The 12899-nt window shown below is 40.5% G+C and carries 11 protein-coding genes; 9 read left to right on the top strand and 2 right to left on the bottom strand.

The genetic code is table 11. The features are described from left to right. Positions 1-4 precede the first annotated feature (4 nt). Both prpF and AN391_RS08690 read left to right on the top strand, forming a co-directional pair. Entirely contained in the window at positions 5-1171 is a 1167-nt protein-coding gene (prpF, locus tag AN391_RS08695; protein WP_055015048.1) for a 2-methylaconitate cis-trans isomerase PrpF, read from the top strand. Positions 1172-1446: 275 nt separating this feature from the next. Continuing rightward, positions 1447-1899, top strand: coding sequence for a hypothetical protein (locus AN391_RS08690; RefSeq protein WP_055015047.1), 453 nt, complete (start codon positions 1447-1449; stop codon positions 1897-1899). Between the two features lie 53 nt (positions 1900-1952). On the opposite strand, the gene glp is transcribed toward AN391_RS08690, so the two are convergent. Continuing rightward, positions 1953-3167: a gephyrin-like molybdotransferase Glp gene (glp, locus tag AN391_RS08685; protein WP_055015046.1), complete on the bottom strand. Its 1215-nt coding sequence runs from the start codon at positions 3165-3167 to the stop codon at positions 1953-1955. An 80-nt stretch (positions 3168-3247) separates the two neighbouring features. Between glp and modA the strand changes: the two genes are divergently transcribed. From modA to AN391_RS08670, 3 genes are read left to right on the top strand one after another with little or no spacing between them, the layout of a single operon-like run. Next, entirely contained in the window at positions 3248-3967 is a 720-nt protein-coding gene (gene modA, locus AN391_RS08680) for a molybdate ABC transporter substrate-binding protein (protein ID WP_235576478.1), read from the top strand. Continuing rightward, on the top strand, positions 3954-4640 hold the full coding sequence (gene modB / locus AN391_RS08675; protein ID WP_055015044.1) for a molybdate ABC transporter permease subunit: 687 nt from the start codon (positions 3954-3956) through the stop codon (positions 4638-4640). Before modA ends, modB begins: the two co-directional genes overlap by 14 nt. Further along, the gene (locus AN391_RS08670) at positions 4633-5673 is read left to right on the top strand and encodes an ATP-binding cassette domain-containing protein (RefSeq protein ID WP_055015043.1); all 1041 of its coding nucleotides are present in this window, start codon (positions 4633-4635) and stop codon (positions 5671-5673) included. The genes modB and AN391_RS08670 overlap by 8 nt, the downstream gene beginning before the upstream one ends. A 26-nt stretch (positions 5674-5699) precedes the next feature. Here the strand turns inward: AN391_RS08670 and moeB are convergent, their stop codons facing one another. Beyond that, the gene (moeB, locus tag AN391_RS08665) at positions 5700-6458 is read right to left on the bottom strand and encodes a molybdopterin-synthase adenylyltransferase MoeB (protein ID WP_055015042.1); all 759 of its coding nucleotides are present in this window, start codon (positions 6456-6458) and stop codon (positions 5700-5702) included. A 288-nt stretch (positions 6459-6746) separates the two neighbouring features. Between moeB and AN391_RS08660 the strand changes: the two genes are divergently transcribed. The 4 genes from AN391_RS08660 to AN391_RS08645 all read left to right on the top strand — a co-directional run bounded on the left by AN391_RS08660 (position 6747) and on the right by AN391_RS08645 (position 12890). Then, complete coding sequence (locus AN391_RS08660; RefSeq protein ID WP_055015041.1) at positions 6747-8216, top strand: NarK family nitrate/nitrite MFS transporter; 1470 nt, start codon at positions 6747-6749, stop codon at positions 8214-8216. A gap of 13 nt (positions 8217-8229) precedes the next feature. After that, positions 8230-9969: a bifunctional protein-serine/threonine kinase/phosphatase gene (locus tag AN391_RS08655; RefSeq protein ID WP_055015040.1), complete on the top strand. Its 1740-nt coding sequence runs from the start codon at positions 8230-8232 to the stop codon at positions 9967-9969. A 9-nt stretch (positions 9970-9978) separates the two neighbouring features. Further along, a complete protein-coding gene (locus AN391_RS08650; RefSeq protein WP_055015039.1) occupies positions 9979-11172 on the top strand; it encodes an alginate export family protein in 1194 nt (397 codons plus the stop codon). Between the two features lie 227 nt (positions 11173-11399). Then, positions 11400-12890, top strand: coding sequence for an FAD-dependent oxidoreductase (locus AN391_RS08645; protein WP_082429315.1), 1491 nt, complete (start codon positions 11400-11402; stop codon positions 12888-12890). The last annotated feature ends 9 nt before the right edge of the window (positions 12891-12899 follow it).

Genomic DNA, 12899 nt, shown 5'->3' with positions numbered 1-12899 from the left:
CATTATGTTTAAACCACAAATAAAAGTACCGGCAACTTATATGCGCGGCGGCACGAGTAAAGGTGTATTTTTTAAATTAACCGACCTACCCAAACCTGCCCAAGTGGCAGGTGAGGCACGCGACAATTTATTGTTGCGCATAATTGGTAGTCCCGACCCATATGGCAAACAAACTGATGGTATGGGTGGTGCTACATCAAGTACCAGTAAAACGGTTATTTTAAGTAAAAGCGAGCAAAGCTATCACGATGTGGATTATTTATTTGGCCAAGTGGCCATTGATAAAGCCTTTATAGATTGGAGTGGTAATTGTGGTAATTTAACCAGCGCAGTGGGTGCGTTTGCAATAACGAATGGCCTAGTTGATAAAAGCAGAGTACCCGATAACGGTGTAGCCGTGGTGCGAGTGTGGCAAGCTAATATTAAAAAAAGCATTCTGGTTCACGTACCTATTACTAATGGCGAAGTGCAAGAAACAGGGGATTTTGAACTTGATGGCGTAACCTTCGCCGCTGCCGAGGTAAAGCTTGAGTTTTTAAACCCTGCCGACGGTGAAGGGGCGTTATTCCCTACAGGTAATGTAGTGGATGACTTAGAAGTACCAAGAATTGGTACCTTAAAAGCCACGATGATCAACGCGGGTATTCCTACTGTGTTTATTAACGCAAGCGATATTGGCTACAGCGGCACTGAGCTGCAAGATGACATAAATAATGATATCGACGCACTTAAAAAGCTTGAAACAATACGTGCCCATGGTGCGGTAAAAATGGGCCTGATCAGCAATATTAGCGAAGCACAAACACGCCAGCATACACCCAAAGTCGCTTTTGTGGCAGCGCCATTAGACTATAACGCGTCCAGTGGTAAATTTATTGAAGCTAAAACAATTGATTTATTAGTACGTGCTATGTCTATGGGCAAGCTGCATCACGCTATGATGGGCACAGCTGCAGTGGCTATTGGCGCTGCCGCTGCTATTGAAGGTACACTTGTTAATGTGGCCGCAGGTGGCGGCTCATTGAACGAAATTAATTTTGGACACCCCTCTGGTACATTAAAAGTAGGAGCCGAAGCTCAACAGATAGAAGGCGATTGGCAAGTAACAAAAGCGAGCATGAGCCGCAGTGCGCGCGTGCTGATGGAGGGCGTAGTGAGAGCACCTCAATAGTATTTAACAAAATTAACCTGAATTCTGGATAATAAACCTATCTCTATCAGCTATATTAAACGCTAACTGCGTTGGATTTACTTAAAATTTCTGGTTAGAGAAAATAAATCTAAATATCACCATGATTCGATATGTTAGTAAATATCTTAGCCAGAGTTCAGATTAATTAACAAAGCTAAAACATAATGTTTTTAATCTATTTGTTATTTTTGTAAAATATAAATAAGTCCTTATTTTAATTTAAGGACTTATTTTCAAAAATAAAGGGATTTAAAATGAATAAGATGGTTATTGGAGTAGCTTTTACAGTTTCATCGTTTGGCGCACTTGGCGAAAGCGCTGATAGTTGGCCAGAAGGTGGTGCAATGCATACAGGCAATATTTATAATTTAGAGGGTAATAGATACAAAACTAAAATCAGTAAAATGATGGATGAAATCTACCCACAACTAACTGATGATTACCAAGTAGATGCAGTTAAAGCGCAAATAAAAGCATGGGAGCACTATATAGATGCAACATGTAATGTTGTTGGCATAGCAACAGGTGCTGGTGGGAGTTGGCCTTCAACGTATAGTGTTAAATGCGAACGAAGCCTCAGTTATGATCGATACTTTGCGACTAAAAATGCGCTAAAGTGTGTTAATAAACTGAGCGAAGCAGATTTTGTAGGACGTAGCGAAAAGCTAAATTGTTTAATTCAAACACTAAATATAAAAATATTTTAAGAGTAACAGCAGTGCTACAGCCATATTATAAAGTTAACTGTAGCATTTTAGCATTACAAAAATTCTATTTCTACGGTTTCGTTTTTTTCAATATTGCCACTTTCTGCGGGCACTACAATAAGGCAATTTGCATGACTAAGCGATGAGAGTACCCCTGAGCCTTGCTTATTTATAGGCGTTACCAACAGGTTATTTTTTTCGTCGGTACTGGCAATACCGCGTTGAAAGTCGGTACGGCCGGGGCGCTTTTTAATCAGTGTGGTTGTAGTCGCTTTTAAACGTAACTTAGCAGTATGCTCATTTCCTGAAAGCTTTGTAAGAGCGGGTTTTACAAGTCGATCAAGCGTTACAGCCGCTGACACTGGGTTACCTGGTAACCCAAAAAAGTAGCTGTTAGGTAATTGACCAAAAGCAAAAGGTTTGCCCGGTTTCATGGCAATTTTCCAAAAATGGATATCGCCAATCTCATTTAATACTTCTTTGGTAAAATCGGCTTCACCAACCGATACGCCTCCAGAGCTTATTACAGCATCAGCTTGCTCATTTGCTTTTAAAAACGTGTTTTTAATCAGGCTTTTATCATCAGCGATAATGCCAAAATCAATAACTTCTATATTGCTATCATTAAGCTCGCTTAAAATAACAGCTCGATTACTTTCATAAATAGCGCCAGCAGGAAGCGCATTGCCCGGCTCTATAAGTTCATCTCCGGTAGAAAACACCGCAACTTTAAGTGTTTCATATACGCTTACTTGGCTAATGCCAATAGAGGCAAGTAAGCCTACATCGACTGCTTTTAGTTTTCTGCCAGCTTTAAAAACAACACTATCTTTTGCAATGTCTTCACCTGCAAAACGTACGTTAGCATTGAGTTCAATTTTGCCTGTAAATGTTATTTCGTCGTTATTTACAGTGGCGTTTTCTTGCATCACTACCGCATTAGCGCCAGAGGGCAGGGCTGCACCGGTCATAATTCTCACGCATTGCCCAGGGGTTAAGGTACCCTCAAAGGTTTGCCCAGCAAATACACTGCCTACTTGCTGATAAGTTGTTAAGCCTTCACTTAGGCAAAGCGCATAGCCATCCATTGCCGAATTATCGTGACCAGGCACATTTATATCAGATTTAATATCGCGTGCTAGAACACGGCCCACACTGTGCATTATAGAAATGGTTTCTGCGGCTTTATTAAAGTTAATGGCGTTGAGCATATTACTTATTGCGGTATCTACTGGTAATAAACCAGGTGCATTGCATACATCGTTCATATATATTGTTTTTTATAATGTGACTGATTTTTAAAACAATACTTATAATGTTAAAGCTTTACAATACATGGTGCGGTTATTTGTTGTTACTGTTCGTGCTATTTAGCAACCGCGTTAGCGCAAAAGAAACACTGCATATAGCCGTTGCGAGCAATTTTAAACCAGTGCTACAAAAGCTGATTACTGATCCTGCACTTAAAGATATAAATTTTAAAATATCGGCAGCATCTAGCGGTGTATTACACTCGCAAATTATGCATGGAGCGCCGTACGATGTTTTTTTATCTGCTGATGCGTCGCGTCCACAAGCACTTATAAAAGATGGTTTTGCAATTAAAGACAGTTTAACAACCTATGCAATAGGTTTATTAGCACTTTGGCAACCAAGTAGCAGCGTTATGAATAATAAATTAGCCATTGCGAACCCACGTTTTTCGCCTTATGGGAAATCATCAATGCATTATGCAAAAGCGTTTATAAAAACCCCCTATGAGTTTGTCTATGCAAATAATATTACTCATGCGTTTCAATTTGTTGAAACAGGCAATGCCGCTAAAGGTTTGGTTGCGTTATCTACGTTAAAGTCGGCTTATGGTAAAACTAAAAATAAAAAATATTTAAACTACACGCTTATCGACACTAAAAATTACCCTGAAATAACACAGCAAGGCGTTATTATTAGCGCGTCAAAGCATTTAACTGTTGCTAAAAAGTTTATGGCTTTTTTAAATGCCCCCGCAACCGCAAAAACATTATTAGCACTTGGCTACAAAGCAAAGGACAGTGATGCTAGCAAGTGATTTAACAGCGCTGTGGCTTACAATTAAACTTGCCTTTATAACAGCCGCTATCTTGTTAGTGATATGTATTCCGCTTGCGTGGCAACTTGCCAGTTACAAAGGTAAGTTAAAACCAATTTTAGAAGCACTTATAGCCATGCCTTTGGTACTGCCGCCTACGCTAATGGGTTTTTATTTATTGGTGCTGTTTTCACCTACGCATGCATTTGGCCAGTTTTGGTTTTGGCTTACTGGTACGCAGCTCGCATTTAGTTTTCAAGGGGTGGTTATTGGCTCATTATTTTATTCACTTCCGTTTGTGATGCAGCCGCTACTAGCGGGTTTTAAGCAAATAAATACCACCTATGACCAAGCAGCTATTGCTTTAGGAATAAGCCCATTTAAACGATTTATGTATTTAACGTTACCGCTATTAAAGCCAAGTATAGGCAGTGCCTTTGCGCTGGGCTTTGCCCATACATTGGGAGAATTTGGTTTAGTATTAATGATTGGTGGCAATATACAAGGCGAAACCCAAGTGGTGTCTATTGCACTTTACGATCATGTTGAGTCGCTTAATTATGGGGCTGCGCATCAATTATCGTTGGTGTTGCTCGCAATGGCGTTTGCGTGTTTAGTGTTGTTGTTTAAATTTAATAAAACCGTGATAAACGGAGCTGCTAATCGTGCTTAAAATACAATGCCATCAACGTTTGGACGATTTTGAACTCAATGTTGACTTAGCTATAAACCAATTTGATATTTTAGGGGTGTTTGGTCCTTCGGGCTCAGGTAAGTCGAGCTTATTACAGGCGATAGCGGGGCTTACTACGGCGAAAAAGGTGTGTATAAATAATCATAATATTACCCATCTAAAGCCAGATAAACGCCTACTTACTTTACAGCTGCAGTCGTGCCCGTTATTTCCACATTTAAATGTGATGGGTAATTTACTGTTTACTCACACGCATTGTAAAAATAAAAGTCACAACCTAACGCCTGATCAGGTAATTGATTTGTTAGCACTAAACCCATTACTTAATCGTGATGTGGCGGGACTTTCGGGCGGTGAGCGTCAGCGTGTAATTTTTGCCAGAACACTGCTAAGTGGGCAATCTGTTGTTTTACTTGATGAGCCATTTAGTGCATTAGATTGGTCAACGCGTTTTACTATGTTGGCGGGAGTGCAACAACTTAATAAATCCCATGGTATTAAATTTATTATTGTTAGCCACTCTTTAAAAGAGCTGCTTTATTGTAGCGATACATTAATACATATGGCGAAAGGTAAGGTGCTTAAGTGCGGTGCTACACAAGACGTGGCGCACAGTATTTATACAAATAAGAGCCAAACACCACTGAGTGTACTTAGTTTTAGTAAGTCTGAATTTAATGATGCATTTGGGCTATGTAAGCTAACCCTTAGTAACAGCTTACAACATGTATATGCAGTGCCTTCGCTGGTAAAACAAAGTCATAGGTTAATTATAGAAAGCGGGCAAATAACCTACAGCAAAGTAAAACCGTCTAACCAGTGCAGTGCAAACGTGCTAATAGGTATGCTTGAAAATACCCAGCAGCTTGATGAGCAATGGCTACTTACTGTTAATGTAGATACGCAGTTGCTGTATTGCGCGGTATCTAAAAGGCAATGGCAACAAAGTAATGTGCAACTGGGTGAGCAGGTTTACCTAACAATAAATAATTTAGAAACGTCACATTATTAGTCGGTATACAGTTTAAGTGCATCAAATTAAGCACTGCAAACTGGGCAGTGCTTATTTTTAACAATGTTAAAACGGTTAAACTCCATACTCAAACCATCTACTAGTAATAGTTGCTCAGTGAGTTTACTGTTAAGTCCTGCAATAATTTTAAGGGCTTCAGTCGCTTGAATACTGCCTATAAGTCCTACAATAGGGGAGAGCACGCCTGACTCGGAGCAGCTTTGAGTTTGTTCGCCAAAGAGCTGTGACACACACCCATAGCAATGGCTATTAGGCGCCATTGTAAAGCAGGCAACTTGCCCCTCAAACCGAATAGCAGAGCCAGAAACCAAAGGCGTGCAGGTGTTATAGCAGGTGCTATTGAGTAAGTTACGCGTTGCTAAGTTATCAGAGCAATCAATAACAACATCCACTTTGCTAAGTAAGTGCTCAAGGCGCGCGCTTTCATCTAAAAATTCATCAATCGTGTGTATTTCTATTTCATTATTTAAATGAGTTAATTGCTTTTTTGCACTGTGGGTTTTTAAGCTGCCGATATCAGTGTGTTTGTAAAGCACCTGCCTTTGCAAGTTTGTCGCATCAACCACATCGTTATCGACAAGCGTTAATGTTCCTACTCCTGAGGCAGCTAAGTACTGTGCAACAGGGCAACCTAGTCCACCTAGCCCAACTATAAGCACATGGCTTTGCCATATTTTTTCTTGCCCATCGATATCCAGCTGAGGAAGCATAATATGGCGTGAATAGCGTAATTGCTGCTGATAGGTTAAAGGCGGTTTTTGCATTTATATTTTTTCTCATAATTTTTTTAAACAATACCAATTAGTTAAATCTTAGAGCAAGTAAAGCTTAAAATTTCTTTGCACTGTTTACGCTCACAGTGGCTGCTTTAATAGTGCAAAGCAAAAAAAATAACATTTCCAAAAAATATAAGTGCATGAAAAGCCTAACTAATAATTATTGGCTTAGTAATTGCTGAAGGCGGTTAACGTTAATTTAACAATCGCCGCAGTGTTTTTACTACCAAAGTTGTATTCGCTGCGTAAAACAATAATCGTTACAAGGAAAAAAACATGCAACCGAGTACTGGGTTTAATCTCATATCGTTTAGCGGAAAAATGAAAATACTACATTTAAGCTGGATGGTGTTTTTTATCTCTTTTTTTGTATGGTTTAACCATGCGCCATTATTAGGTGCCATAGCGAGCTCGCTAGGAATATCCATGGCACAGGTTAAAACGCTACTAATTCTAAATGTCGCTTTGACCATTCCTGCACGTGTGGTGGTTGGCATGCTAACCGATAAATTTGGCCCGCGTATTGTTTATGCGGCTTTACTTATTTTATGTAGCATACCGTGTTTTATGTTTGCCATGGCGACCACGTTTGAACAAGCCGCTATTGCCCGTTTTGCACTTGGCTTTATTGGTGCGGGTTTTGTCGTGGGCATTCGTATGGTGAGCGAGTGGTTCCCAGCAAACGAATTAGGTACAGCAGAGGGTATTTATGGTGGCTGGGGTAACTTTGGCTCTGCAGCAGCTGCAATGCTGTTACCAGTATTAGCATTGATGTTTGGTGGCGAAGATGGCTGGCGTTATGCGATTGGCTTAACAGGTGTGTTAAGTGTCATATTTGGTGTTATTTGGTACTTAAATGTATCGGATACACCTAAAGGTGGCACGTACTTTAAGCCCAAAAAGGTTGGGGCAATGGAGGTAACCAGTAAAGGTGACTTTGTATTACTACTTATTATGAAACTGCCTATGTACGGCGCATTGGCGTTACTTACTTGGAAACTTTCGCCAGCGGGCGCCAGTTTACTGTCTGAAAACGTTGTAATTTGCACCTATGCCTTTTTAGTACTGCTTTATTTATACGAGGTATATAAAACCTACGATATAAACGGCCATATTTTTAAACAACCAGTGCCAGAGTCACACCGTTACGAATTTAAGCAAGTGGCAGTATTAAATATTCTTTATTTTACTACTTTTGGATCAGAGCTGGCTGTTGTATCTATGCTGCCATTATTTTTTAGTGAAGTGTTTGGCCTTGATATGGTGTACGCCGGTTTACTTGCATCTGCTTATGCATTTATGAACTTAGCCTCTCGCCCTGGTGGTGGTTGGATCTCAGATAGAATGGGTCGTCGTAAAACACTTATTGTACTAACCGCAGGTTTAGCTGTTGGTTACTTTGTAATGGGTTTAGTTGATGCTAGCTGGCCACTTTGGCTTGCGGTAGCAGCGGCTATGGCGTGTTCGTTCTTTGTGCAAGCAGGTGAAGGCGCTGTTTTTGCTGCTGTGCCACTCATTAAACGCCGTTTAACAGGGCAAATTGCAGGTATGACAGGCGCTTACGGTAACGTGGGAGCGGTTGTGTATTTAACGGCGTTATCGCTGGTGGACTACCAGACCTTCTTTATGATTATTGCAGCAAGTGCATTGTTAGGTTTGGCTGCATTATTTTTTATGAAAGAACCCGACGGTCATATCACAGAAGTTAACGAAGATGGCACCGTTGAACTTATTTCAGTGACTTAAGGTAGCGTTTAGTATGTTTGATGAAACCCAAAAAGCCAGCGCACTCACCAACGAACTTAACGTTGAGTTTGGTGGGCACAGCAGTAAAGGTATAAAAACCGAAAACCAAGATGCGTTTGCAGCCCTTAATACTCAAGCACAGGAAAAAGAGTCAAAAGGGGTGATTGCCTGCTTGGCCGATGGGTGTTCATCAGCAAAAAATGCTAAACAAGCGTCACAGTTATCGGTAACGCATTTTATAAATGAGTATTTAAATACACCACCCAGTTGGGCCGTTAAAAAGTCGGTATCTAAGGTATTGGCCAGTTTAAATCAGTGGCTGTATTCGCAATCGGTTAACTACAATCATGTTGGCCAACGCCAAGCTGATTGGATGACCACGTTTACAGCGCTTATTTTAAAATCGGCAACGGGTTATATTTTTCATTTAGGTGATACCCGAATTACGCGTTTACGTGAAAAAAATATGGAAGCAATAACACGCGACCATAAAGTAAACGATACCCTAACGAGGGCTTTAGGTGCGCAGCTTCATCAAGAAATTGATGTATACGAAGTTGAACTTAAAGCGAATGATATTTATATACTTACCTGCGATGGTGTACACGACGTGTTGCCATACAGTGATATACAAAAGCTAATTGATGAGCATACTAATTTAGAGCACGCAGCAAAAGCAGTGACAGAGCTTGCCATAGCAAGAGGCAGTGACGACAACGTAAGCTGCTTGCTTGTAAAAGTAAATAGTATTGCAAAACAAAATTTAGACGAGTTATATCACTCTTTAACGAGGCGAAAAATTCCGCCACCGTTAAAGGTTGGGCAAAAAATTGATGACTTTACTGTTATCCGCGAATTACACGCCAGTAGCCGTTCGCACATTTATTTAGTGCAACAAACACCCGATACGCCGCCAGTTGTATTAAAAGCGCCTTCGGTAAATTTTGAAGACGACGTGCACTACCTTCAAGGCTTTATAAGAGAAGGCTGGGTGGGGCAACGTATTAACCATCCCAACGTTATGAAGGTTTTAAATACCCAATCGCAAAGCCGATTTTTATATCATATTTGCGAATACATGGACGGGCAAACACTGAGTGATTGGAAGCATGATGTACCGCATCCTGAAATTACCCAAGTGCGCAGTATTATTGAACAAATAGTGCATGCACTGAGAGCATTTCAGCGTTTGGATATGGTGCATCGTGATTTAAAACTCGATAACGTGATGATAGACGCCCACGGCAAGGTAACATTAATTGATTACGGCACGGTAAGTGTTGCGGCAATGGATGAGTCAGTAAAGCAAATTGCTGATGATTGCCCACAAGGGACGGTAGATTACACCGCACCAGAGACACTTATTTCGCTGCATGCTGATTTTAAAAGCGATATGTTTTCGCTTGGGGTGATTGCTTATGAGCTACTGTGTTCAAAGCTGCCCTATAAAACATTGCCGATAAATCATACCCCTATTGATTACAGCCATTGGCAATACACAAGTATTCGTAAATACAGAGCCGATATCCCGTTTTGGTTAGATCAGGCTTTAATGAAAGCATTGGCGCCAAAACCAGAGCTCAGATACCACGCATTTTCTGAGTTTTTAGCAGATATTAATAAACCTAATCCACTTTTACAGAGTTCAGCCAATAAAATTTCAATAATGAAACGCGATCCAGTATTAGTTTGGAAGAGCATTTCGCTGTGCTTATTTATCATTTTATTGTGCGTACTCATAATTAAAAATTAAGAGATAAACATGTTAAATTATAAAAATAACTTACCTATTATTTTAATGATAGGGTGCATTGCTGCGCCTTCAATAAGTCATGCAGCACAAACCGACCTTAACTTTAGACTGCGCTTTGAAAGCGCAGAGCAAGATAACGCGTTAAAAGATGCAAGTAGCTTAACGCTGCGCACACGCCTTACGCATAAAACAGATGAAGTGAACGGCTTTTCTGCTCTTATTGAAGTTGAAGACAGCCGAAGCCTGTTAGGTGTGGACGATTATAATAATACACTAGGTAAAAATACTGATTATTCAGTAATAGCCGACCCAGAAACCACAGAAGTAGATCAAGCTTTTGTTAAGTACGCTAAAGATGCGTTATCTATTAAAGTAGGCAGGCAAGTAATAGCGCTTGATGGACAACGATTTGTGGGTCACGTTGGCTTTAGGCAAGACAGACAAACCTTTGATGCAGCAACAGTCAATTACACATTTAATGATATTAACCTCCATTATAGTTACATAAGTAAACGCAACCGTATTTTTGCCGATAGCAAAGATATTGATGCATCCGATCACCTTATTAATGCACGTTTTAAAACAAGCGTAGGTAAAGTGGTTTTATACGGTTATTTATTAAGTAACGACGCAGTAGATGACGACAGCTTAGATACTTATGGTGTTTCATTTACTGGGAATAAAACGCTCAGCGACATAAAGGTTTACTATAAGGCAGAGTACGCCACGCAATCTGCTTCAACGAGCATGAGTGATTTTGATGCTGATTACTATGCCCTTGAGGGTGGCGTTGATTTAGGCGGTTTAGGTATTAAAAACGTGACATTAAAAGCCGGTATTGAGTCGTTAGGTTCTGATAATGGTGAGTATGGTTTTGCTACGCCGCTTGCCACAATGCATAAATTTAATGGTTGGGCTGATTCGTTTTTAGCAACCCCAGCACAAGGACTTGATGATATTTATGTAAGTTTAAATGGTAAAGCCTTTGACGGTAAATGGTTAGTGGCTTATCACAACTATGATACCAACGATAATGCGAATGGGGTTGATGATTTAGGCTCAGAGCTAAACGTGCAATACGTTAAGCCTATTAATAAAACCTATGCTGTTGGCGCTAAATATGCCGATTATTCAGCAGGTGATAGCGCTGCAGGCAAAGTTGACACTCAAAAACTATGGGTGTGGGTAAGCGCTAAATTTTAAACGCTTAGGCACAGTTTAATCCTCGTAATTTAAAGCGTTACAAGTTGGTGCAATAACGCCAGCTTGTGGTGCTTTCACTTCTTTTTTACTGCACCAAGTTGGATAACTTACTGAAATATATTGATTATATATCTGGCTTGCATATTGCTATAACAGCTACATAACAAATTATATGTTTGAAGTACTAATGTATGCATTGAGAACTTTAAACAAAACAGGTGAATTTAATGCCAAGCAAGCAGCGTGTAGTCGTCGTAGGAAACGGAATGGTGGGGCATCATTTTGTACAGCAACTAGTAACGCAACAAGGTGATAGGAAAAATATTGCTATTACAGTGCTCAGCGGTGAAGACCGTCTCGCTTATGACCGTGTTCAGCTCTCGTCGTTTTTTAAAGGTAAAACCGAAGACGACTTAGCGCTTACCTCAAATAAAACCTATCAAGATTGGCAAGTGAGTTTTCATACTCACTCTAAAGTGGTTGATATAAACCGCGAAGAAAAAACAGTGACTACCTCAAAAGGTGAGTCATTTGCTTACGATAAGTTAATACTGGCTACGGGCTCATATGCATTTGTGCCACCCATTCCAGGTAAAGATCGTGAGCATTGCTTTGTTTACAGAACTATTAACGATTTACACGCCATAAAAAAATCAGCACATGCCAGTAAAGTGGGCGTGGTTATTGGTGGTGGTTTATTAGGGCTAGAAGCCGCAAATGCCTTAAAGCAGCTTGGCTTGCAAACTCACGTGATAGAGTTTGCACCCCAACTTATGGGCGTACAAATAGATGGTGCTGGTGGGCGGTTACTAAAAAATAAAATTACCGACCTTGGCGTTACAGTGCATACTTCAGTGGCGACAGAGCAAATTATTGAGGGTGAAAACAGCCGTTATAAAATGTGCTTTAAGGGTGGTCAAACTTTAGAAACCGACATGATTGTATTTTCGGCCGGTATTCGCCCATACGATAACTTAGCACGTGAGTTTAATTTAGAAATAGGTGAGCGCGGCGGTATCGTAATAAACAACCATTGCCAAACGAGTGATGAAAACATATACGCAATAGGCGAATGCGCCCTTTGGAATAACTTTATTTTTGGCCTAGTGGCGCCAGGCTACGCAATGGCAAAAGTAGCCGCAGGGCATGTTTTAAATCATTCAAGTTCAATAGATGTTGATGAATTTAGCGGCGCTGATATGAGCACAAAGCTAAAATTAATGGGTGTTGAAGTAGGTTCAATCGGCGATGCCCACGCACGCACTGAAGGCGCAATTAGCTATTACTTTGAAGATCAGCCAAACGGTATTTACAAAAAAATAGTCACTAATGAGCAAGGCAACAAACTTATAGGTGCTGTACTGGTTGGCGATACCAGCGAGTACGATAATTTATTGCAGTACCACTTAAATAATATAGAGCTTAGTGTGCCTGCAGAGTCGTTAATAATGCCGCTTGCAGGTGACGCGGGTGAACTAAGCGCTGATGATTTACCACGTGATGCCATTATTTGTGCGTGCCACAAGGTGACAAAACACACCATTGAGCAAGCTGTTATGCAAGGCTGTAGTGACTTAAATGCAGTGCAACACGCTACTAAAGCAAGTACGGGGTGTGGAGGCTGCGAAAAACTAGTGCAAAGCGTTATTAGCAGTGCACTTAAAAATAAAATAGCCACGTTAAACCCAGTAAATGAGCCTGTATCACAGAGCGCTTAACGCGAATAA

Origin of the sequence: Pseudoalteromonas sp. P1-13-1a, from assembly GCF_001401875.1 — a bacterium.
Lineage (GTDB): Bacteria > Pseudomonadota > Gammaproteobacteria > Enterobacterales > Alteromonadaceae > Pseudoalteromonas.
Note: the sequence above shows the minus strand (reverse complement) of the source record. Positions and strands in the feature narration are given on the sequence as shown.